The following is a 22,394-nucleotide window of genomic DNA, read 5'->3' as shown; positions in this document are numbered from 1 at the left end:
GAGACATGCGATGACCCCGAAGCACCCCAGAACAAACCTCCATTGGATCCAGCTGACCACCCTGGCGCTGTTCATCGCGGCCAGCGGCAGCAGCGGAGCCCAGACCGACACGGCCTGGCCCAGCAAGCCCGTGAAAATCGTCGTGCCCTACGGCCCCGGCGGCGCGGTCGATGTGGTGACCCGCAAGCTGGCCCAGAAGCTGACCGAGCAAACCGGGCAGAGCTTCTACATCGAAAACAAGGCGGGGGGCACCGGCACCATCGGCGCCAACCAAGTAGCCCGCGCCGAAGCCGACGGCTACACACTGATGGCCAACGACACCACGTTCTCCTTGCTGCCCCATATCTTCAAGAAGCTGCCCTTCGATGTGAACCAGGACCTGGTGCCGGTGAGTGCTTTTGTCTTCGCCCCGATGGCCCTGGCGGTCAACGCTAGCGCCCCCTATACCCAGCTGCAGGACCTGCTGGCGGCGGCCAAGCGCGAGCCCAACCGGGTGAGCTACGGCACCGGCGGACCGGGCACCACGCCCCATTTCGCGACCGAGGCCCTGGGCATCGCCGCCGGTGTGAACTTCATGCATGTGCCCTTCAAGGGCGCGGGCGAGGCGACGCAGGCCGTGCTGTCGAACACTGTGGACTTCCAGATCGCCTCCCCCGCAGGGGTGATGGGCAACGTCAAAGGCGGCAAGATGCGGGTGCTGGCGGTCAGCGGCGACAAGCGCGTCAACGCCTTGCCGGACGCACCGACCTTCGCCGAGGCTGGCGTGCGCTGGAACGGGGTGGTCAACTGGACCGGTCTGTGGGCCCCCAAGAACACCCCCGCGCCTGTGCTGCAAAAGCTGCAAGCGGAGATCGCCAAGGCCATGGCCTCGGCCGACCTCAAGGCCTTTGCCGACAACATGGGCGCCGAAGCCCGCCAGATCGGCGCCAGTGACATGGCCAAGATGCTCAAGGACAGCACCGAAGCCTGGGGCAAGGTGGTGACCCACACCGCCTTCGAAAAGCAATGAGGCTCACCATGAAACTGACCACGAGCCTTCCGCGAACCTGGCCACACGGACTCGGTATGGCGCTGGGTCTGCTGCTGAGCGCGGCCGCCCAGGCCCAGACCACGGCAATTTGGCCGACCCAACCCGTGCGTCTGCTGGTCGGCTTCAGTGCCGGCGGACCCACCGACATCGTGGCCCGCAGCCTGGCCGAGTTCCTGGGCAAGTCCTTGGGACAGTCTGTCATCGTCGACAACCGCCCCGGCGCCAACACCATCATCGCGGCCCAGGCCGTGGCCCAGTCCAAAGACCAGCACACCCTGCTGATGGCGGCCACCAACCACACCATGATCTCGGCCCTGTACAGCCGTCAGATCCAGTTCGATCCAGTCAAGTCCTTCAAAGGGGTGTGCCGCATCGCCACCACCCCCACGGTGTTGGTGGTCAGTCCGAGCACGGGTTAGCGCAACCTGGGCGACTTTGTGCAACAGGCCAAGCAACAACCACGCGCCATCACCTATGCCTCCCCGGGGCTGGGCAGTTCGGTGCATTTCGCAGGCGAAGACTTTGCCCAGCGGGCAGGAGTGCAACTGACCCATGTGCCCTACAAGGGCGCCGCCCCCGCGCTGGCCGATGTGATGGCTGGCCAGGTCAATGCGTCCTTCGCCTCCCTGGGCTCGGTGCTTACGTCCGTCAAGGCCGGCAAGCTGGTGGCCCTGGCCATCGCCAGTCCGAAGCGGTCGGACGCCTTGCCTGGGGTGCCCACCTTTGAGGAGTCCGGCATCAAGTCCTACCGGGCAGACGCCTGGTACGGTGTGCTGGCACCCAGCCTGCTGGCAGATCCAGCCCTGAAGAAGCTGCAAACCGAGCTGAGCCGCTACGCCAGCGCCAGCGCTGGCCTCGAGAAACTGCAGCAGCTGGGCATGGAACCCATGCTGGTGTGCGGCGATGAATTCGACCGCCAACTGGCGGCAGAAAGCGCGCACTGGAGCCGCTTGGCCGAACAACTGAAGATCAAAGATGAATAAGCCGCCTATGGTGCCCTCGCGTCGCCATCTCCTGGGTTGGGGCGCCAGCGCCCTGCTCAGTGCCTGCGCCTCGCACTCGCCAAAGACCACAGCCCCTCAGCCCGAAGCCTTGGCGGTGCCGCACTCGGCCGGCCAGGCTCCCCCCAACTTTGCCCTGCCAACCGGCGCCTGTGACTGCCACCACCATGTGTACGACCACCGCTACCCTGCCCACCCCAGTGCCACCTTGCTGCCCGCCGACGCCAGCCTGGCCGACTACCGCCTGCTGCAACGCCGCCTGGGGCTGCAACGACACGTCATCGTGCAACCCTCCACCTACGGCACAGACAACCGCCTGCTGGTGGACACCCTGAGGTCTGCAGGTCCTCAGGCACGCGGCGTGGCGGTGGTGGGCAGCGACGTCAGCGAGGTCGCACTGCAAGAGTTGCACGAGGCCGGCGTGCGCGGTGTGCGCTTCAACCTGAGCTTTCTGGTGGGTGTGAGCGTCGACATGATGGGGCCCTTGTCACGTCGACTGGCCGAACGCGGGTGGCACTTGCAAGTCAATGGCACGGCCGACCTGCTGCTGGCCCACCAGGCCCTGCTGAGCCAATTGGCCTGCCCGCTGGTGATCGATCACATGGGTCAATTGCCCCAGCCCGCCGGGCTCAAGCACCCGGCCTACCCCGTCTACCAGCGCTGGCTGGAGGGGGGCCGCACCTGGTTCAAGCTGTCGGGCGCCTACCTGGGCAGCCAGCGCATGGACTACGCCGACGTGGGCCTGGTGGCCCAGGCCTTGGTGAGGCAAGCGCCCGAGCGCCTGGTTTGGGGCAGCGACTGGCCCCACCCGACCAAAAAAACCGATGCCAAGCCGGACGACAGCGCCTTGCTGAATCTGTTGCCACAATGGGCCCCCACGGCCAAGCTGCAACAGGCCATCTTGGTGGACAACCCGGCCGTGCTGTACGGCTACCCCAGCCTCTGAGGAGAGATGCATGTTTTTGCTGCAAGCGCCCGTGGTCAGGTCCTTGGAGACCTTCACTGCCATGCCGGGCCAGTACCGCCAAGCCCGTCGCAGCACCTGGGGTGATGCCAACCAGGGCGGTCGCGCCAGCGACTCCTTCCTGGAAGGCCCGGTGTTCGACGACCAGGGCAACCTGTACGTGACAGACATTCCCTTCGGCCGCGTCTTCCGCATCGACCCTCGGGGTGAGTGGGACTTGGTGGCGCAATGGGACGGTGAGCCCAATGGCATGAAGTTCATCAGCCCGACGGAACTGCTGATCACCGACTACCTCAACGGCCTGATGGTGCTGGATGTGACACGGGGCAGCGTGCGCCCCTTCCTGGCGCGGCGCAACACGGAGAGCTTCAAGGGCCTGAACGACCTTTGCTTTGACCGCAGCGGCCATCTGTACTTCACGGATCAGGGGCAGACCGGACTGCACGATCCCAGTGGGCGGGTGTACCGCCTGAGCCCCTCGGGCCGTCTGGACCAGTTGCTGTCCAACGTCCCAAGCCCGAACGGCATCGTGCTGTCGCCCGATGAGAAATTCCTGTTCGTGGCCGCGACACGCGGAAACTGCGTCTGGCGCATGCCCTTGCTGGCCGATGGCGGCGTGGCCAAGGCGGGCCAGTTCTTCACCTCCTACGGTCCGAGCGGACCCGATGGCCTGGCCATGGACGAGGCTGGCCACCTGATCGTGGCCAACCCAGGCCTGGCCTATGTCTGGGTCTTGAACGCCCGGGCTGAACCCGTCGAGGTGTTGCGCGGACCTGCCGGTCACTCCTTGACCAACGTGGCTTACGGGGGCGAGGGACGGCGCCAGCTCTACGTCACCGACTCCAGCGCGGGCGAAATCCTGTTCGCCCCCATGGCGCATACTGGCATGCCGGTTGACCGCCCTACCAGCTGAAACCGGCCACCAGGCCACCAGGGCCAAGTTGAGCGCGTCAAGCTGCGGGGGGCACGTCCCCCGCCCGCTCCAGGCGCCGCGCCCAGGCCGAGCGCTGGCACAACCAGCGCTGCAAGGGCCCCATGGAATGGAACATCAAGGGGTTGAGCGCGATCGAGATCAAGGCACCAGCCACGATCAGGCTCTGCCCTTCGGGCGGCAGCAGGCCCAGGCTGCGCCCCAGGGCGACCAGGATGAAAGAGAACTCCCCAATCTGTGCCAGGCTGGCCGCCACCTTCAGCGCCACGCTCAAGGGGTGGCGGAACAGCAGCACCAACAGGGCCGCCGCCACCGTCTTGCCCAGCATGATGACCAGCACCACGGCCAGCACCTGCAGCGGGCGGTCCAACAGCACCTGTGGATCGAACAACATGCCGACCGAGACAAAGAACAGCACGGCAAACGCGTCGCGCAGTGGCAGTGACTCCTCCGCCGCACGGTGGCTGAACTCGGACTCACGCATCACCATGCCGGCAAAGAAGGCTCCGAGAGCGAAGGACACGCCAAACAAGGCCGCCGAGGCGTAAGCAATGCTCACCGCGCCCACCACCACGCACAGGGTGAACAGTTCGCGCGAGCCCGTTTTGTGCACTTGCAGCAGCAACCAGGGGAAAAGGCGCCGGCCCAAGACCAGCATCAGGGCCACAAACGCCCCGACGCGCAGCAAGGTCAGGGCCATGGTCATGCCCAGCGAGTGGCTGCTGGCCTCGGACTCGGCCACCGTCCCACCCAAGACGCCGGCCAGCGGCGGCAGCAACACCAGCACCAGAACCATGGCCAGGTCTTCGACCACCAGCCAACCGATGGAAGCCCGCCCGACAAAAGAGTCGGTCAGCTTGGCGGACTCCAGCGCCCGCAACAACACCACGGTACTGGCCACCGACAGCGCCAGCCCCAGCATCAAGGCCGGCCCCCAGCCCCAACCCCAGCTCCAGGCCAGGCCCATGCCCAGCAACGTGGCCACCGTCATCTGCACCAGGGCGCCGGGCAAGGCCAGGCGGCGCACGGCCAGCAGGTCGGCAAACGAAAAATGCAGGCCCACGCCAAACATCAGCAGCATGATGCCGATCTCAGCCAGTTGCGAAGCGATCTCGGCATCCGCCACAAAGCCTGGCGTGAAGGGGCCCACGATCATGCCCGTCAGCAAATAACCCACCAGCGCCGGCAAACGCAGGCGCACGGCCAGGAAGCCGAACACCAGGGACAAGCCCAGGCCGACCGCCATGGTGCTGATCAGGGAAACGCTGTGGGGCATGAGAAAGATCCTTGTAGTGATGTTGAACGCTGGGCCGAAACCCCCAATGGCACGCGAGCCTCCCTGTGCCATCCGTCGACGAGCAAGTCTCTTCCGATGGTCAGAAGGAGCTTACCCATTTCAGTCCGAATCACCCAGCGCCCCCAGGTTCCCCGGATGTTCGGTCCAGGCGAAAAAAAACCCGCCGAAGCGGGTTTTTGGAGAGCGACAAGCGCTCGTCAGCCCATGTGCAGGCCGCCGTTGACCGAGAAGTCGGCGCCGGTGGAGTAGCCACCTTCGTCCGACGCCAGCCAGGCGATGATGGACGCGATTTCGCTGGGCTCGCCCAGGCGCTTGACGGGGATGGTGCCCACGATCTTGTCGAGCACGTCAGGGCGGATGGCCTTGACCATGTCGGTGCCGATGTAGCCCGGGCTCACGGTGTTGACCGTCACGCCCTTGGTGGCCAGTTCTTGGGCCAAAGCCATGGTGAAACCGTGCATGCCGGCCTTGGCGGCCGAGTAGTTGGTTTGACCGGCTTGGCCCTTCTCACCGTTGACCGACGAGATGTTGACGATGCGGCCCCAGCCCTTTTCCACCATGTCGCCCACCACTTGCTTGGTGACGTTGAACATGCTGTTCAGGTTGGTTTCGATCACGGCGTCCCAGTCCTCGCGGGTCATCTTGAGGAACATGCGGTCACGGGTGATCCCCGCGTTGTTGACCAGCACGTCGATGGAGCCGTGCTCCGCCTTGGACTTGCTGAAGGCCTCGACCGTCGAGTCCCAGTCACCGACGTTGCCTGCAGAGGCGTAGAAGGTGTAGCCCAGGGCCTTTTGCTCGGCCAGCCATTTGGCGTAGTCACGCGTCGGGCCGCAGCCGGCGATGACCTTGAAACCTTCTTTGTGCAGGCGCTGGCAGATGGCGGTTCCGATGCCGCCCATGCCACCGGTGACGTACGCTACTTTTTGACTCATGAAAACGCTCCTGATTATGTTTTTGCTATGCGATTTATAGCTGTTGCGCCTGATTTGGAGGCCCGCTCCAGCGGGTGCTCCGCAAACCGAGCCTGACGGCTCGGCCTTCTTGCCATTTTGAAGGGCAAATCAACGCTCGATGGTTAGGGCAACTCCCATGCCACCCCCGATGCACAGCGAAGCGATGCCCTTCTTGGCGTCGCGGCGTTGCATTTCATGCAGCAGCGTCACCAAAATGCGGCAGCCCGAAGCACCAATGGGGTGCCCCAGGGCAATCGCGCCACCGTTGACGTTCACCTTGCTCGTGTCCCAACCCATTTCTTGGTTGACGGCACAGGCTTGGGCGGCGAAAGCTTCGTTGATTTCGAGAAGGTCCAGGTCTGCAGCCTTCCAGCCGGCGCGTTGCAGCGCCTTGGTGGATGCGGGCACCGGGCCCATGCCCATGTAGGCGGGATCCAGGCCCGAGGTGGCGTAGCTGGCGATGCGACCCAGGGGCTTGAGGCCCAGGCTGGCCGCGCGCGAAGCCGTCATCACCATCACGGCGGCCGCGCCGTCGTTGATGCCCGAAGCGTTGCCCGCGGTCACGCTGCCGGCCTTGTCAAAGGCGGGGCGCAGACCCGACAAGGCGTCGGCGTTGGTCTTGCGGTTGATGAATTCGTCGGCGTCAAAAATCAGCGGGTCGCCCTTCTTTTGGGGGATGCTGACCGGCACGATTTCGTCCTTGAAGCGGCCCGCGTCTTGGGCGGCAGCGGCCTTGGTCTGCGAGGCCAGGGCCAGGGCATCCTGCTGTTCACGGGTGATGCCGTATTGCTTGGCCACGTTCTCGGCGGTGATGCCCATGTGGTACTGGTTGTAGACGTCCCACAGGCCGTCCACGATCATGGTGTCGACCATCTTCCAGTCGCCCATGCGTTGACCGTCGCGCGAGCCCGGCAGGACGTGGGGCGAGAGGCTCATGTTTTCCTGGCCGCCAGCGATCACGATGTCGCTGTCGCCCGTGGCCACGGCTTGAGCCGCCAGCATCACAGCCTTCAGGCCCGAACCGCACACGGCGTTGATGGTCAAGCCCGGCGTGCCCTTGTCAAAACCGCTCTTGATCACGGCTTGACGCGCCGGGTTCTGACCGGCACCGGCGGCCAGCACCTGGCCCAGGATGACTTCACCGACTTGGTCGGCCTGCAGGCCGCTGCGGCGCAGCACCTCGCGCAGGACTTGGGCGCCCAGCTCAGTGGCCGGGATCTTGGACAGCGAACCGCCAAACTTGCCAATGGCCGTGCGCGCGGCCGAAACGATGACGATGTCTTCCATGGAATGCTCCTGAGGTTGTCGTGTTGTGTTTTTAGCGCGGCTCTGCAACGCGTCGCAGAGCCGAGCAATAAGCTTGCCTGAAAAAAGAGGTCAGAAAATTGACCTCGGCGTGAAAAGTCAGGCTTTTTGTTTCACATAGCGTCCGGGCGCCGGCTCGATGGCCTTGTAACGTCCTTTGCCATAGGTCTTGGGGGCCGGCACCAGCTTGCCTGCATGGCCCTTGAGCCACTGCGACCAGTCGGTCCACCAGCTGCCCGGGTGCTCCTGTGCCCCGGCCAGCCACTCGGCCTGGGTCGGCGGCAACTTGCCGTCGGCCCGAATCCAGTGGCTGCGCTTGTTCTTGGCCGGCGGGTTGATGACGCCGGCGATGTGGCCCGAAGCCCCCATCACAAAGCGCTTTTTGCCGGGCAAGTGACGCGTCGACGCGTAAGCGCCCCCGATGGGCACGATGTGGTCTTCACGCGAGCCGTACAGATAGACCGGGATGTCCACCTGGCCCAGGTCCACCGCCTCACCGCAGACCACCGCCTTGCCGGGCTTGACCAGGTTGTTCTCGAAATAGGTGTTGCGCAGGTACCAGGCGTAGAACGGGCCGGGCAGGTTGGTCGAGTCGGCGTTCCAGTACAGCAGGTCGAACGGTGGCGGGGTTTCGCCCTTGAGGTAGTTGCCCACCACGTAGTTCCAGACCAGGTCGTTGGGACGCAGGAAGCTGAAGGTCGAGGCCAGCTCCTGGCCCTTGAGCAGGCCGCCCTGCCCCATTTGCATCTCACGGAACTTGACGAAGGCCTCGTCAATGAACAGGTCGAGCACCCCGGTGTCCGAGAAATCCAGGAAGGTGGTGAGGAAGGTGGCGGACTCCACCGGCTTCTCGCCCCGGGCCGCCAGCACCGCCAGCGCCGTGCCCAGGATGGTGCCGCCCACGCAAAAGCCCAGTGCGTTGATGGTGGGCGCACCCGTGATCGCCTGCACAGTGTGGATGGCCAGGATGGCCGCGTCTTCGATGTAGTCGTCCCAGGTCTTGTGCGACAGGGATTCGTCGGGGTTGCGCCAGCTGACCACAAAGGTGCGGTGGCCCTGTTCAACGGCGTAACGGATCAGCGAGTTCTCGGGCTGCAAGTCGAGGATGTAGAACTTGTTGATGCAAGGCGGGATGAGCAGGAAAGGCCGCTCATGCACCTTGGCCGTCAAGGGCTTGTATTCGATGAGCTGGAACAGCTCGTTCTCGAACACGATCGCGCCTTCGGTGGTGGCCACGTTGCGGCCCACTTCAAACAGGCTCTCGTCGGTCTGGCTCATGTGGCCTTGCTGCAGGTCATGAACCAGGTTTTGCAAGCCTTTGGCAATGCTCTCGCCCTTGGATTCCAGGGCCTTCTTCTGGGCCTCGGCGTTGAAGGCCAGGTAGTTGCTGGGCGCTGTGGCAGCCGCCCATTGCTCGACCGCAAAGCGCAGGCGGGCTCGGGTCTTGTCGTCGCTTTGCACCGCATCGGCCAGACCGTTCAAGGTGCGGCTGTTGAGCAGGTAAATCGCGGCGGTGAAGCTGGCCAGAGGGTTGTGCGCCCAGGCATCGCCTGAAAAGCGGCGGTCGGCTGCGGGCGGGGTGCCGCGCAAGCTGGCGTTCCAGAGCTCGGTGGCGTCGTTCAGGTACTGCTGCTGCAGCTGCTGGAGCTTGTCGGCATCAAAGCTCAGCTGGGGCAGGGAAGGTGCAGCGGGCAAGCTGCCAATCGGTGGCGCAAACTGCTGGAAGGCTTGCATGGCCTTGGCCCAGCCGTCACCCAGCATTTGTTGGAAGGGTTGAGCCCCTGGGCCCCAAGGTGCTTCAGAATTCATGTTGTCTCCTCACGAATGGTCTGGTTTATAGATTTAGGGTTAACCCTGATTTTTAACAGAATCGTCTCCCCACGGCTACGCTCTTAAAACAACATGTACCTCGTCCTTATCGCATGGCTTTATGTCGCTCTGATGATGGCGGTGGCCGAGGCCACCAACACCACCGGGTCCCTTTTGGGGGCACTCATCACCTTTGTACTCTATGGCCTGCTGCCTATGTCAGTAGTGCTTTACCTGATGGGCTCGCCCGCCAGGCGCCGGGCACTGAAGGCCAAAGAGGCCGCAGAACGCGCGGAAGTCCTGGCCGCGGCAGCAGCCAAGCAAGCTTCGGACCCGGCAGAGGCGACCCCACGGCCCACTGAAGCAGCCCCCTCAAACCCGCCAGATGCAAGCCGCCAGGCGACCGGTATGACCGAAGCGGCGACTGTCGCGTCGGTGCGAGAAGAAAAGCGTTGAGTCGGAACAGGTACACCAGGGCTTTGTGCCATCGTTGCCATACACGGCACTGACACCTGAAGCCGCCAGGCGCTGACGGGCCAGGGCAGGCAGATCGGCGAGCCAACGCCCGTCCGGCTGCGCCGCAAACGCCGAAGCTGCCGCCGGATCAGCCTGCACAAAGGCCTCGCGCACCTCGGGCCCGACCTCGAAAGCGCTCGGGCCAATGCAAGGCCCCAGCCAGGCCATGACCGACGTGGCCGGGACACCCGGGCCGTCCTCGGCGGGCGCCGCCAGAGAAGCCACGGCCGCCTCCAGGATGCCGCCCGCCAAACCACGCCAACCCGCGTGCACGGCGGCCACGCGGCGGCCCTCGGTGTCGGTGAACAGCACCGGCAGGCAATCGGCCACCATCATCACCAGCGCCACGCCCGGCTGGGCAGCCAGCACACCATCGGCGTCCTGGCCCTGGGGCAGTGCGGCCCCAGGCGCCAGGCGCAGCACGCGCTGACCATGCACCTGGTTCAGGAACAGCAACTCGCCCCCGCCACGGCGCGACACCTCGGCCTGCAAAATGGCACGGTTGGCGGCCACATGGGCTGGGTCGTCCTGGACATGGGCTCCGAGGTTGAGCGAATCCCAGGGCGCGGCGCTGACCCCGCCTGCGCGCGTGGTGCACAGCGCACGCACGCCCGGCGGGGCGGGCCAGTCGGGCGCCAGATAAGCCCCGGGTGCCAAGGGCAGCGGCTCGCTCATCAGGCCTCCGCGTCGGGGCATTGGCTGGGCTGGGCGCGCTGGAAGGCCTCCAGGGCCATGCAGGCCTCAAACACCGCCATCGTGCGGTCCAGCCCCTCGAAGTTCACCTTGAAGCGCTGGCCGTTGAAGATCTGCGGCACCAGGCAACAGTCGGCCAGCGTGGGCGTGTCGCCATGGCAGAAGCGGCCGGTGGCGGGCTGCTGCAACTGGCGCTCAAAGGCCTCCAGTCCCAGGCGCACCCAGTGGCGGTACCAGGTGTTCTTGGCGTCCTCGTCCACCCCCAGGTCACGGCTCAGGTACTTGAGCACGCGCAGGTTGTTGATGGGGTGGATCTCGCAGGCCACGGTCTGCGCCAGGGCCCGCACCCGGGCCCGGCCCAGCGCGTCGGCGGGCATCAACGCCGGTTGCGGGTGGGTTTCATCGAGGTATTCGATGATGGCCATGGACTGGGTCAGGTGCGCGCCATCGACGTCAAGCATGGGCACGAGCGCGTCACCGACCAGGCTGGTGTAGGCCGGAGCGCACTGCTCGCCCTTGACCAAATGCACCGGCACGTACTCGTAAGGCAGGCCCTTGAGCTGCAAAGCGATGCGCACCCGAAAGGACGCGGAGGAACGGAAATAGTTGAAGAGCTTCATGCTGCCGAGGATAAAGGCTGACGGTAGACTGTGACCCGTCCTTGTTCGACACCACAGAAAGAGACGACATGATTCTTGAGCTCGCGGACATCCGCATCCAGCCTGGCCAGCAGAAGGCCTTTGAAGAAGCTATCGAGCGCGGCCTGCGCAGCGTCATCAGCCGGGCGGTGGGCGCACGCGGTTTCAGCGTGCACCACGGCATCGAATCGCCGGAGCGCTATGTGCTGCAAATTCAATGGGACACCCTGGAAGCCCACACGGTCGGCTTCCGTGAGTCACCGCTGTTCGCCGAGTGGCGTGCCATCGTCGGCCCGTTCTTCGCGGCCCCGCCGGTGGTCGAGCACTTTGAGCTGGTCACCCAGTCCAGCGCCGCCTGAGCGCGGCCTGCCGATCTCCCTCCATTGAACGAAAGTCAGCCATGAGTTTTGTCATTCCGGCCAGCCCGGTGGCCAGCGTGCCAGTGCTGGGCACCAGCGACCGCTTTCCGGTGCGCCGCGTCTACTGCGTGGGCCGCAACTACGAAGAACACGCCAAGGAAATGGGTTTCACCGGCCGTGAACCGCCCTTCTTCTTCCTCAAGCCCGCCGACGCGCTGGTGGTGGTCGATGCCGGCACCACCGGCAGCCTGCCCTACCCCAGCCTGACGCAGAACTTCCACCACGAGATCGAACTGGTAGTGGCCATTGGCGTGGGCGGCCGCAACATCGCTGCGGCCGACGCGTTCAAGCACATCTACGGCTACGCCGTGGGCCTGGACATGACGCGCCGCGACCTGCAAAACGAGATGAAGAAGCAGGGCCGCCCCTGGTGCATTGGCAAGGCCTTTGACCACGGTGCGCCCATTGGCCCCATCACCCCGGCGGCCCAAGCAGGCGATGTCAGCCAGGCCGACATCTGGCTCCAGGTCAATGGCGAAACGCGCCAGTCCAGCACCGTGGCCAAGCTGATCTGGAACATCGCCGAAACCATCGAGCACCTGTCCGCTGCCTGGGAATTGGCACCGGGCGACCTGATCTACACCGGCACGCCCGAAGGCGTGAGCGCTGTGGTGCGAGGCGATCTGCTCGAAGGCGGCGTCAGCGGCCTGGGTGAACTCAAGCTGCGCGTGGCCTGAAGCGGCAACGCCCTCCCCCAGCCACCGCCCAGCGGGCCGTGGCAGACCAAGGCCCTTCGGGGCCTTTTTTCATGGCTGATTGTTGTTTAATTGATTGCATATACAATTATTTATCCATCACCTTGAAGCCACCATGTCCCCCACACCCTCCACACCCCTGCGCCTTCCCCCCGTCTGGCTGGTCCTGCTCGCCGCGGCGGGTGCGTTTGCCCTCACCATGGGTGTGCGCCAGTCCATGGGCCTGTTCCTGTCGCCGCTCAACACGGCCACGGGGCTGGGCCTGGGCAGCATCAGCCTGGCTTTTGCCTGTGGCCAGCTGTGCTGGGGCCTGACCCAGCCCTTTGCCGGCGCCATGGCCGACAAGGTGGGGGCTGGCCGGGTGCTGTTGCTGGGGGTGGTCTTGGTGACGGTGGGCACCGTGATCACGCCACTGATGAGCAGCACCCTGGGCTTGATCCTGGCCATCGGGGTGCTATCGGCGGGCGGCGCGGGCATGGCCGGCCCGGCGGTGCTGATGGCGGCCACCACGCGCCTGATCCCGCCTGAGCGGCGTGGCCTGGCCACGGGCGTCGTCAATGCCGGGGGCTCATTCGGTCAGTTTGTGATGGCCCCCGTTGCCGGCGCCCTGAGCGCCGGCATGGGTTGGGCTGGCGCCATGCAGGTCATGGGCCTGATGGTCTTGCTGGCCTTGCCGGCAGCCTATGTGCTCAAGGGCTCATCACTGGCCCCCAGCGCCCCCGCCCCGACATCCTCGTCCCAGGCCAGCGCAGCCCCCATCAACACCCGACAAGCCTTGGGGAACGCCCTGGCCCACCCCGGCTTTCGTTGGTTGTCGCTGGGCTTTTTTGTCTGCGGTTTCCATGTGGCCCTGCTGGCCACGCACTTGCCGGGGGTGATCGCCGCCTGCGGACTGCCTGCGGAATACGGCGGCTGGTCGCTGGCCATGCTGGGCTTGTTCAACATCGTGGGCAGCGTGCTGATGGGCTGGGCGGTCGGGCGCTGGCGCATGAAGTCGCTGCTGAGCGCGGTCTACGCCGCGCGGGCCGTGGCCATCGTCTTGTTCCTGCTGGCACCCAAAACCGGCGCGACGGCTTTGATCTTCGCCGCCGTCATGGGCCTGACCTTTTTGTCCACCGTGCCCCCCACCGCGGGCTTGGTGGCCAAGTTCTTTGGCATCAGCCACATGGCGACCTTGTTTGGCGTGGTCATGCTGGCCCACCAACTGGGCGGCTTTCTGGGGGCCTGGCTGGGTGGCAAGGTGTTTGAAGTCACCGGTGCCTACGACTGGATCTGGTACCTGGACATCGTGCTGGCCGTGGGGGCGGCCCTGGCCCACCGGCCGATTCAAGAGGCCCCGCTGCCTGCGCGGACCGTGCCCGGGGCCGCGCGCGCCTGAAGCCAGCCTCCGTGCGGCTGTTGCACCGCCCGGCGACCAAGGGCGAGCCTGTCGGTTGCCAGATCGCCCCCCTGACGACGAGGCGAACACCGGGATTCGTTGCCCGCGCCAGCGCACTGGCTGCCAGCCACGTGCCTGCCACCTACCCGCTGTGTCCCACGGGCTGCCGGCTGCGTGGCGAGCACCAGTGGTCCGAGCACCACCGGCAGGACGCGGGGCGCCCGGCCGCGGCGATCAAAGCGTCAACGCAGCGCCACGGTTGTGCAGAAAGCGCAGCCCCGAAAGCACGGTCAAGGCGGAGGTCTTGGGGTTGTCGGCCAGGGGCTTGCCGCGCAGCGTCAGTTCCATCTCGCCAAACTCGCCACGCGCCACGAAGTGGTGGATGTTCTCACTCACCGCGGGGTCAGCGATCAAGCGCACCCGGGTGGCGTCCAAGCCCAGGCCGGCCAAGGACAGGGTGGCGGCCACGTTGGCGTTCTTGGGGTAGCGCTGGGCGGCCTCGCGGGCGGTGTCGTCCAGGAGGACTGTGGCTTCGGTGATCGTGTCCAGGTCACACACCTGCTCGGCAGGGGTGTCGCGCCAGCCCGAGGGCGGCTTGCGGCCGGTGTAGCAGACCTCGCTCAGACCCGCGAGGCGGGCGGCGGCCAAGGCATCCACGCCCGCCATGGCGCCGGCCAGCAAATGCACCTGGGTGCCACCTTGTTCGGCGGCGTCACTGAGCTGCGCGGCCAGACCTGGGCCCGCCAAGGCGCCAATCGATAGGACGGCGCACTCGACGCCACGTTGCAGGGCCGGCAGCACGTGCTGCAGCAAGGCGCTGTGTCCTGCACATTCAAGCACCAGGGTGGCGTCCTCAGGCACCGCTGTGCAGGCCGTGGCGGCAGCGCCCAGCCGCGCCTGAGCCTTGGCCAGACCTGTTGCGGGCACCACGACGTGGCTGATCTGCACGCCCGGGGCTTGGGCGGCGCGCTGAAAAATGGACTGCCCAATGGCGCCGAAGCCGATCAGGGTCACACGTTGGAGGGGGCGCTGGCGAGCCATGGGTGCATTCATGCAGTCTCCTTGTTCTGGATGGGCCGTTTGCTCGGAAGCAAGACGGACTGACGTTGGCGTCATCAGCTCAAGGCTAACGGCTTTTGATGCCCACCCAGGCATGCGCTTGCACACTTTTGCTTCAGCCCCTGCGCTGACATCCGCCGCTACAGCGTCTGCTCCTTCAGCGAGGCCATGTCGATCACGAAGCGGTACTTCACGTCGGAGCGCAGCATGCGCTCATAGGACTCATTGATGTCCTGGATGCGGATCACCTCGATGTCGGACTGAATGCCATGCTGGCCACAAAAGTCCAGCATGTCCTGGGTCTCGGCGATGCCCCCGATCAGCGAACCAGCCAGGTCGCGGCGGCCAAAGACCAGCGGGCCGGTGTTGAACGCCTCCAGCGGTCCCATGTAGCCCAGCACCACCAGGGTGCCCCCCGTGGCCAAGGTGGGCACATAGGGATTCAGGTCGTGCTGCGACGGCACGGTGTCGAGGATCAGGTCAAACTGCCCCGCCACCGCGGTCATCTGAGCCGGGTCGGTGGACAGGATGATGCGGTCCGCCCCCAGGCGCCGGGCATCGGCCTCTTTGCCGGGCGAGCGACTGAACAGCGCGACCTCCGCACCCAAGGCCTTCGCCAATTTCAGCCCCATGTGGCCCAAGCCCCCCAGACCGACGATGGCCACCTGGCTGCCCGGCCCCACTTTCCACCGGCGCAGCGGCGAGTAGGTGGTGATGCCCGCACACAGCAAGGGCGCGGCCCCGGCCAAGTCCAGGGCGTCGGGCAGCTTCAGCACAAAGTGCTCGGCCACCACCACCTTTTCGCTGTAGCCGCCATAGGTGCGGCTGCCATCAATGCGGTCTTGCTGGTTGTAGGTGTCCGTGACGCCGCTTTCGCAGTACTGCTCCCAGCCTTGCCCACAGGCATGGCAGTGGCGGCAAGAATCCACCATGCAGCCCACGCCGACCGCGTCACCCACCTTGAAGCGAGTGACCTCGGCACCCACCGCCAACACACGGCCGACGATCTCGTGCCCCGGCACCATGGGGTAATGGGCGCTGCCCCAGTCGTTGCGCACGCTGTGCAGGTCCGAGTGGCAGACACCGCAGAACAAGATGTCGATGACCACATCGTCGGCACGCGGGCTGCGGCGGTCGAACTGAAACAGGCCCAGGCGCCCGGTGGCGGCATGGGCGGCATAGCTTTTGACGGGATAGGGCATGGCAGGGCTTTCATTCGAGGGGGGGCTTCTGGAGGCGCCAGCGCCCAGGCTGAGCGCAGGTCACACGGGGTGTCACACCGGGCAGGTTGACGCGCCTCGCCGCGCCGCGCTGTTCGAAGGCGCACCCAGCAGGCCTTCATCCCAACCCCGCCGGCATCAGCCATGCCGCGGTGGCGTCCAGGCGGCGGGTACACCGGGTCCAGCCCCATGAGTGGATGGGGATCGCGCTACTGCCATCCCCCCCGCCATCGTGAATCCAGGCCGAGCGACAGCGGAGACCAGCGCGTTGAGTGGGAGGAGTGCGCCAAGCACCGTCACGCGCACGTGATAACCTCGTTCGGTGTCACTTGGACGAGAGGCCAAGTTCATCAAAATCCTGCGCGGGCGGCTTGACGCCACCACCGCCCTGTTCAGCAACCTCAAGAATTCGATTGCTTTTTCTGTTTTGGCCTACCTCGGTTTTGACTCCTACATCCTGACCCTGGACCCCAACGCCCAATGGGCGCTTGTCTGCCTCTTGTTCGCCGCCCTGCTCGGCTTTTCCGTGGTTTATTTTCATGGGGTCGAGAAACCGGTGTACCGAGGGTTGTTGGCCTGGGTTGAGCAGTCCAAGCCCATGCCATCGCTCCTGCTTTGGGGCGGCAAGAGATAAAGCCAGCGATGGCATCACACGCCCGTTGACCGAAGGCCCTGCCCAAACCCGTTCCTCAGGGACATCCCCAGTCCCTCAAGCACAGTCGGCCAATCCCCGTACACTCGCCGAATGACGTTTCGCAGCCCCATCAAGCACTGCCGCGAGTGCGGTACCGCCGTGGTCTACCGCACCCCGGACGACGGTGACACCAAACAGCGTGCGGTGTGCCCCGCCTGCCACACCATCCACTACGAAAACCCGCTCAATGTGGTGGGCACCCTGCCCTACTTGGGCGACAAGGTGCTGCTGTGCAAGCGCAACATCGAACCGCGCTGGGGCAAGTGGACACTGCCGGCGGGCTTCATGGAGCTCAATGAATCCGTGTCCCAAGGCGCGCTGCGTGAGACCGATGAAGAAGCCGGCGCGCTGATCGAGTTGGAAGGCCTGTTCAGCATCCTGAGCGTGGTGCGCGTGGGCCAAGTGCACTTCTTCTACCGGGCGCGCCTGCTCAGCGACACCTTCAACCCCGGCCATGAGACGCTGGAAGCACGCCTGTTCAGCGAAGACGAAATCCCCTGGGATGAGATCGCCTTCCGCACGGTGAAAGAAACCCTGGAGTGTTTTTTTGCCGACCGCCGACGCGGCCAGTTCAGCATTCACCAGATCGACATTCCCTGACCCCCAAGCCCAAGGGGCCCCGCTGGGGCCCCTTGGGCACGACGATCCTGGGCCTGCAGCGGCGGCAGGCCGTTTCGCTCAGTGGTCGCCGCGCCCCCGGCCTTCGCCTCGACCTTCACCGCGGCCGTGTTCACCCCGGTCGTCGCCCCGGTGGCCCGGGCCCCGTCCGTGCTCATCGCGGTCCCAGCCCCGGCGTTCACCCGGGCGATCAAAACGGTCACCGCCATGCCCGTCATGGTGGCCATCCCACCAGCGGTTGCGCTCGTCCACCCGCACAAAGTAGACCGGGCGGCCGCAAGCCTGGTAGCGGCGGCAGTATCGGCCCCAGTTGCGGTACTCCATGTCAGACACATACAGATACATTGGCGGCGCCCCGTACACCGGCTGACCGACCACCCTGGGCGCCGTGTTGATGATGGGCGGCATGGGGTTGTTGCCCACCGAGATCTGACCGTAGACCCCGGGCGCCACCGGCACGCCCACGGTGATGTTCATGTAGCTCTGGGCCTGGGCCGCGCTGGGGTTCAGCAAGGCCGTCAAGCTGGCCACTCCGACGAAACTCAAGGACACAAGGCCTGTTCTGATGTGCTGCTGGAATTGACTCAAAGACGAAGAAAACTTGTTTTTCACGATGCACCTCAGGTTATGGGTCTGACCTTAACGCGCCAGCCATCACCTTCGGTCTGTCTTGTCTGTATTTCTTGGTAAGTGATTGTTAGCTGGACAAGGCTTCACACCGGTGGGACAGGGGTCACACGCGAGGAACCAGCGCCCTGCCCCAAGCCCAGCAAGTCGCCATAGCGCAGGCCGATGTGAGCGTGCTCGCGCATCAGCATCTCGACGCGGGCCGACTCGCCACGCACCAGCGCATCAAACACCAGGCGGTGCTGCAACTGGGCAATGCGCAACTTGTCGTATTCCTTGTCCAGTGCCTGCGGATCGATGCGGATGGAGGCGGCCGAGGCAAACGGCAAGTGGTTGTTGCGCGTGATGGCGTCGCCAATCACCGGGCTGCCGGCCGCGCCCACGATGGCATGGTGAAAAGCGTCGTTGAGCTGGCTCCAGGCGCCAATGTCCTCGGCCTGCAAGCGGCCCGAGGCCAGCACACGCTCGCCCTGGTCCAGGCAGTCCTGCAGGCGCTGGCGCAGCTCGGGCGTCAGGCCACGCTCGGCCAGGCGGCGCGCCGCCAAGCCCTCCAACACGCCGCGCACCTCCAGCGCGCACAACACATCGGCCTCTGAAAAATCACGCACCACCAGGCCACGCTTGCCGGTTTTCTCCAGCAGGCCTTCTTGCTCCAAGGTGCGAAACGCCAGCCGGATGGGCGTGCGCGACACCCCCAGGGCCTCGGCCACGGCCACCTCGGCCAGGCGCGCGCCGGGCGGGAAGTGGCCGTCCATGATGCGCTGGCGCAGGTGGGCCAGAACGCTGATCGAATCCGGGTTGGGCAATTTTTCTGGATCCATTTTCAAGACTTTCTTTGTTTTATTCAGATATTTTCCATAGAATTGGATCCAATAAAACCCAAACCCATGGAAAAAGAGACAATGACCTTCCCCCTCAACACCTGGTACGTGGCCTGCACGCCCGACGAAATCAGTCAAGGTCCGCTGGGCCGCCAAGTGTGCGGTGAACGCATGGTGTTTTACCGCGGCCCCGAGCAGCAAGTGGTGGCGCTAGAAGATTTTTGCCCCCACCGGGGCGCTCCGCTGTCGCTGGGCCGGGTCTGCGAGGGCAAGCTGGTCTGCGGCTACCACGGCCTGGAGATGGGCTGCGAGGGCAAGACGGTGGCCATGCCGGGCCAACGCGTGCGCGGCTTCCCGGCCGTGCGGGCCTTCCCGGCGGTGGAGCGCCATGGCTTCATCTGGGTCTGGCCCGGCGACGCCGCCCAGGCCAATGCCGACCTGATTCCGGCCCTGCATTGGGCGCAGAGCGAAGACTGGGCCTATGGCGGCGGGCTGTACCACATTGCCTGCGACTACCGCCTGATGATCGACAACCTGATGGACCTGACGCACGAGACCTATGTGCACGCCACCAGCATCGGCCAGCCTGAGATCGACGAAACCCCCTGCCAAACCCGGGTCGAAGGCGACGAGGTGATCACCAGCCGCTTCATGTCCAACATCAAAGCCCCGCCCTTCTGGCAAATGGCCTTGCGCATGAACGGACTGCCTGATGACCAGTTGGTGGACCGCTGGCAGATCTGCCACTTCACCCCGCCCAGTCATGTGCTGATCGAGGTGGGCGTGGCCCTGGCCGGGCACGGGGGCTACGACGCGCCCGATGCGGTCAAGGCCTCCAGCATCGTGGTGGACTTCATCACGCCAGAGACGGCCACCTCCATCCACTACTTCTGGGGCATGGCGCGCCACTTCAAGCCGCAGGACGAGGCGCTGACTGCGCAAATCCGCCAAGGCCAGGGCAACATCTTTGCCGAAGACCAAGAGATGCTGGAGCGCCAGCAGCAAAACCTGCTGCGCTGGCCCGAACGCCAATTGCTGATGCTCAACATCGACGCCGGTGGCGTGCAATCCCGCAAGGTGCTCGAGCGCGTGATCGCCGCCGAGCGCACATCCCAAACCCCAGCCACCGCCACTGCCTGAGACCCCGCCCCATGACCGCGACAACCCTGACCGTGCGCCTGGCCCGCAAGAGCGCCGAAACCGAGCACATCTGCCGACTGGAGCTGGAGCCCCTGCCCGGCCAAAGCCTGCCCACCTTCACGCCAGGCGCCCACCTGGACCTGCACCTGGCACCCGGCCTGGTGCGCCCCTATTCGCTGGTCAACGCGCCTGAAGAAGGCGGTGTGTACCGCCTGGGCGTGCTGCTGGACCCGGCCTCGCGCGGGGGCTCGCGCGCGGTGCATGCGCTGCAAGCAGGCCAGACGCTGAGCATCAGCGCCCCGGTCAACCACTTTGAGCTGGCTCCCCAGGCCGGTCACCACCTGCTGTTGGGCGGCGGCATCGGCATCACGCCCTTGCTGAGCATGGCCCAGCATCTGGCTCAGCAAGGCCAATCCTTCAGCCTGCATTACAGCGCGCGCAGCCCCGAGCAAGCGGCGTTTATGCCACGCCTGGCCGAGCCCGACCTGCAGCCGCATGTGCACACGCACTTCGACAGCGGCGCACCGGACCAGCAGCTGGACCTGGCGGCCCTGCTGGCCGCACCGCAGCCCAGCACGCACCTGTACGTGTGCGGCCCCAAGGGCTACATGGACGCGGTATTGGGCGCAGCGCGCCGCGCCGGCTGGCCCGAGGCGCAGTTGCACAGCGAGGTGTTCCAGGCCACGGTGGAACGGCTGGCCGACGATGCCGAATTTGACGTGGAAATCGCCAGCACCGGCCTGGTGGTCACCGTGCCGCCCGAGCTGAGCATTGCCCAGGCCCTGGAGCAAGCCGGCGTGCGCCTGATGACCTCGTGCGAGCAAGGCGTTTGCGGCACCTGCCTGACCCGGGTGCTGGCCGGCCAGCCAGACCACCGCGACAGCTACCTCAGCGAGGAGGAACAGGCTGCCAACGATCAGTTCCTGCCCTGCTGCTCGCGCTCACGCTCGGCGCGCCTGGTGCTGGATCTTTGAGGGGCCGCAGGCCCCCGCCCATGCCGGTCTCCGCCGTGCGGCCCCAGCCCCAGACTGGCTGCTGAATCAGCCCGCGGCGGCCAAGGGCGGCGTGGGCTGATCGAGCACCGAGGACAGCAAACGCAAGCCATTTTGCAGGTCCTCGCGCCCGATCGATCCCCCCAGGCACAGCCGCAGTGCGGGGGGTGGGTCGGCATCGGTGGTGAAGGCGGCGCTGGCGACGCAGGCCAGGCCCTGGGCGCGCAAGGTGGTCGCCACCTCGATGGGGTTCCAGTCTTCGCGCAAAGGGACCCAGGCATGAAAGCCTTCGGGGTCGGCCTGCGCCCCGTGCTCGGCCAGGTAGCGGCGCGCCAGCTGTTGGCGCAGCCCCGACTCCTCCCGGATGGCATTGAGCATGGCCTGGGCCGAGCCGGTTTGGATCCAGCGCGTGACCATCGCCGCATTGAAGGGCGACCCCATCACTGTGGTGGCGCGCAAGGCACCGGCCGTGCGTTGCAGCAAGCGCGGGTTGGGCGTACAGACATAGGACATGCGCAGCCCGGCCCCCAGGCTCTTGGACAGTCCCGCGATGTAGTAGGTCAAGTCGGGCGCCAGGCTGAGCAAGGTGGGCAGGGGCTTGGACTGCAGCTTGCCGTAGGCATCGTCCTCGATCAGGGGCACGCTGTAGCGGGTGGCGATGTCGGCAATCTCCCGCCGCCGCTGCAGGCTCATGCTGACCGTGGTGGGGTTGTGGATGTTGGGGTTGCACACCAGGGCGCGGACCTGCAGGGTTTTACAGGCGTGCTCGAATTCGTCCGCACTCACGCCCTCGTCGTCCAGTGGCAGCGGCTGGATTTTCACCCCGAGCTGGGCCGCGATCACCTTCATGCCCGGGTAGGCCAAGGCTTCGGCGCAAATCACCTCGCCGGGCCGGCACAGCATGGAGATCAAGGCCAGCAAGACGCCATGGATGCCCGGGCCCACCAGCACCTGAGCGGCATGGCATTGGGGCACATGGCTGCGCAACCACAGGGCGCCTGCATCGCGGGCCTCGTTGCTGCCGCCAAAGTCTTGGTAGCGCATCAGCTCGTAATAACCATGCGTGCCCCCGTTGGCCAGGGCCTCGCCGGCCTGTTGCTGCATTTGCTGAACCAGCGTGTTGACCAAGGGCTCGGGCGGGAGGTTCATGGTCATCTCGGCGCTGCTGCCTGAGCGCAGCGGCAGGCCCGGGATGCGCCCCCGCACAACGGTGCCGATGCCAACGTGCGAATCGATCAAGCCCCGCCGCTTGGCCTCGGCGTAGCCGCGGGCCACCGTGGTGTAGTTCAACTTCAGCAGCTGCGCCAAGTCGCGCAAGGTGGGCAGGCGCTCGCGGGTGCTGAGCTCGCCGCGCTGAATGTCTTCGGCGATCAGCTCGGCCATCATCAGGTACGCCGGGCGGCTGTCTTGTTGGAGGCGCTTGCGCCAGCGTATGGCATTGATGGGCATGGCGTGGTTCTTGATTGATGGGGCGGGGCTGAAAATTGATCGCATAAAGCATGCCGATCAATGTGCCGCCCCCCCTCCCTGAAGCGCACCAAGCGCTGCCATTCCAGGTGTCAAAAGGTCGATCTTGGTGCTGTGCCCATCA

Annotated in this window: 20 protein-coding genes and 2 pseudogenes; 11 read left to right on the top strand and 11 right to left on the bottom strand. The window is 65.6% G+C overall.

Annotated elements, in window-relative coordinates; translation table 11 throughout:
• Nucleotides 1-10: 10 nt before the first annotated feature.
• From PSQ39_RS06810 to PSQ39_RS06795, 4 genes and pseudogenes are all read left to right on the top strand, one after another.
• Nucleotides 11-1,009 (top strand): Bug family tripartite tricarboxylate transporter substrate binding protein, encoded by a 999-nt coding sequence (locus tag PSQ39_RS06810; protein ID WP_273925951.1) that lies wholly within the window; start codon nt 11-13, stop codon nt 1,007-1,009.
• Nucleotides 1,006-2,013 (top strand): annotated as a pseudogene (locus tag PSQ39_RS06805) (Bug family tripartite tricarboxylate transporter substrate binding protein). The gene PSQ39_RS06810 and the pseudogene PSQ39_RS06805 overlap by 4 nt, the downstream one beginning before the upstream one ends.
• Nucleotides 2,006-2,977, top strand: a complete 972-nt coding sequence (locus PSQ39_RS06800) for an amidohydrolase family protein (protein ID WP_273925950.1) — start codon at nt 2,006-2,008, stop codon at nt 2,975-2,977. The pseudogene PSQ39_RS06805 and the gene PSQ39_RS06800 overlap by 8 nt, the downstream one beginning before the upstream one ends.
• Before the next feature lie 10 nt (nt 2,978-2,987).
• Nucleotides 2,988-3,908: an SMP-30/gluconolactonase/LRE family protein gene (locus PSQ39_RS06795; RefSeq protein WP_273925949.1), complete on the top strand. Its 921-nt coding sequence runs from the start codon at nt 2,988-2,990 to the stop codon at nt 3,906-3,908.
• Nucleotides 3,909-3,963: 55 nt separating this feature from the next.
• Here PSQ39_RS06795 and PSQ39_RS06790 read toward each other — a convergent pair.
• From PSQ39_RS06790 to maiA, 6 genes and pseudogenes are all read right to left on the bottom strand, one after another.
• Nucleotides 3,964-5,202, bottom strand: a pseudogene (locus PSQ39_RS06790) (cation:proton antiporter domain-containing protein); the annotation flags it as partial.
• 218 nt (nt 5,203-5,420) lie between these two features.
• Nucleotides 5,421-6,158 (bottom strand): acetoacetyl-CoA reductase, encoded by a 738-nt coding sequence (gene phbB / locus PSQ39_RS06785; protein WP_273925948.1) that lies wholly within the window; start codon nt 6,156-6,158, stop codon nt 5,421-5,423.
• Nucleotides 6,159-6,287: 129 nt separating this feature from the next.
• Nucleotides 6,288-7,466 (bottom strand): acetyl-CoA C-acetyltransferase, encoded by a 1,179-nt coding sequence (locus tag PSQ39_RS06780; protein WP_273925947.1) that lies wholly within the window; start codon nt 7,464-7,466, stop codon nt 6,288-6,290.
• Nucleotides 7,467-7,583: 117 nt separating this feature from the next.
• Nucleotides 7,584-9,293, bottom strand: a complete 1,710-nt coding sequence (locus tag PSQ39_RS06775; RefSeq protein ID WP_273925946.1) for a PHA/PHB synthase family protein — start codon at nt 9,291-9,293, stop codon at nt 7,584-7,586.
• A 372-nt stretch (nt 9,294-9,665) separates the two neighbouring features.
• The gene (gene pgeF, locus PSQ39_RS06765; protein ID WP_273925944.1) at nt 9,666-10,484 is read right to left on the bottom strand and encodes a peptidoglycan editing factor PgeF; all 819 of its coding nucleotides are present in this window, start codon (nt 10,482-10,484) and stop codon (nt 9,666-9,668) included.
• Nucleotides 10,484-11,122: a maleylacetoacetate isomerase gene (gene maiA, locus PSQ39_RS06760; RefSeq protein ID WP_273925943.1), complete on the bottom strand. Its 639-nt coding sequence runs from the start codon at nt 11,120-11,122 to the stop codon at nt 10,484-10,486. The genes pgeF and maiA overlap by 1 nt, the downstream gene beginning before the upstream one ends.
• A 68-nt stretch (nt 11,123-11,190) precedes the next feature.
• On the opposite strand from maiA, the gene PSQ39_RS06755 reads away from it, so the two are divergent.
• The 3 genes from PSQ39_RS06755 (at nt 11,191) to PSQ39_RS06745 (ending at nt 13,632) form a co-directional block, all read left to right on the top strand.
• On the top strand, nt 11,191-11,499 hold the full coding sequence (locus tag PSQ39_RS06755) for an antibiotic biosynthesis monooxygenase family protein (RefSeq protein ID WP_273925942.1): 309 nt from the start codon (nt 11,191-11,193) through the stop codon (nt 11,497-11,499).
• Between the two features lie 41 nt (nt 11,500-11,540).
• Nucleotides 11,541-12,236 carry a fumarylacetoacetate hydrolase family protein gene (locus PSQ39_RS06750; protein ID WP_273925941.1) on the top strand — a complete coding sequence of 232 codons (696 nt, stop codon included), beginning with the start codon at nt 11,541-11,543 and terminating at the stop codon, nt 12,234-12,236.
• Between the two features lie 133 nt (nt 12,237-12,369).
• Entirely contained in the window at nt 12,370-13,632 is a 1,263-nt protein-coding gene (locus tag PSQ39_RS06745; RefSeq protein WP_273925940.1) for an MFS transporter, read from the top strand.
• Between the two features lie 234 nt (nt 13,633-13,866).
• Here the strand turns inward: PSQ39_RS06745 and PSQ39_RS06740 are convergent, their stop codons facing one another.
• A complete protein-coding gene (locus tag PSQ39_RS06740; protein ID WP_273925939.1) occupies nt 13,867-14,685 on the bottom strand; it encodes an aspartate dehydrogenase in 819 nt (272 codons plus the stop codon).
• Between the two features lie 146 nt (nt 14,686-14,831).
• Nucleotides 14,832-15,893 carry an NAD(P)-dependent alcohol dehydrogenase gene (locus PSQ39_RS06735; protein ID WP_273925938.1) on the bottom strand — a complete coding sequence of 354 codons (1,062 nt, stop codon included), beginning with the start codon at nt 15,891-15,893 and terminating at the stop codon, nt 14,832-14,834.
• Between the two features lie 340 nt (nt 15,894-16,233).
• On the opposite strand from PSQ39_RS06735, the gene PSQ39_RS06730 reads away from it, so the two are divergent.
• Both PSQ39_RS06730 and PSQ39_RS06725 read left to right on the top strand, forming a co-directional pair.
• Nucleotides 16,234-16,545, top strand: coding sequence for a hypothetical protein (locus PSQ39_RS06730; protein WP_273925937.1), 312 nt, complete (start codon nt 16,234-16,236; stop codon nt 16,543-16,545).
• A gap of 111 nt (nt 16,546-16,656) precedes the next feature.
• Nucleotides 16,657-17,205, top strand: a complete 549-nt coding sequence (locus PSQ39_RS06725; RefSeq protein WP_273925936.1) for an NUDIX hydrolase — start codon at nt 16,657-16,659, stop codon at nt 17,203-17,205.
• A gap of 78 nt (nt 17,206-17,283) precedes the next feature.
• Here the strand turns inward: PSQ39_RS06725 and PSQ39_RS06720 are convergent, their stop codons facing one another.
• Nucleotides 17,284-17,769 (bottom strand): hypothetical protein, encoded by a 486-nt coding sequence (locus PSQ39_RS06720; protein ID WP_273925935.1) that lies wholly within the window; start codon nt 17,767-17,769, stop codon nt 17,284-17,286.
• Between the two features lie 167 nt (nt 17,770-17,936).
• Complete coding sequence (locus tag PSQ39_RS06715; RefSeq protein ID WP_273925934.1) at nt 17,937-18,671, bottom strand: GntR family transcriptional regulator; 735 nt, start codon at nt 18,669-18,671, stop codon at nt 17,937-17,939.
• An 81-nt stretch (nt 18,672-18,752) separates the two neighbouring features.
• Between PSQ39_RS06715 and PSQ39_RS06710 the strand changes: the two genes are divergently transcribed.
• Together PSQ39_RS06710 and PSQ39_RS06705 are read left to right on the top strand one after the other, a co-directional pair.
• A complete protein-coding gene (locus PSQ39_RS06710) occupies nt 18,753-19,811 on the top strand; it encodes a Rieske 2Fe-2S domain-containing protein (RefSeq protein WP_273925933.1) in 1,059 nt (352 codons plus the stop codon).
• An 11-nt stretch (nt 19,812-19,822) separates the two neighbouring features.
• Nucleotides 19,823-20,785 carry a PDR/VanB family oxidoreductase gene (locus tag PSQ39_RS06705; protein ID WP_273925932.1) on the top strand — a complete coding sequence of 321 codons (963 nt, stop codon included), beginning with the start codon at nt 19,823-19,825 and terminating at the stop codon, nt 20,783-20,785.
• 66 nt (nt 20,786-20,851) lie between these two features.
• Here PSQ39_RS06705 and PSQ39_RS06700 read toward each other — a convergent pair whose 3' ends face one another.
• Nucleotides 20,852-22,252, bottom strand: coding sequence for an aminotransferase-like domain-containing protein (locus tag PSQ39_RS06700; RefSeq protein ID WP_273925931.1), 1,401 nt, complete (start codon nt 22,250-22,252; stop codon nt 20,852-20,854).
• Between the last annotated feature and the right edge of the window lie 142 nt (nt 22,253-22,394).

This window comes from Curvibacter microcysteis, from assembly GCF_028649455.1.
In the GTDB taxonomy this organism is placed as follows: Bacteria; Pseudomonadota; Gammaproteobacteria; order Burkholderiales; family Burkholderiaceae_C; genus Curvibacter; species Curvibacter microcysteis.
Note: the sequence above shows the minus strand (reverse complement) of the source record. Positions and strands in the feature narration are given on the sequence as shown.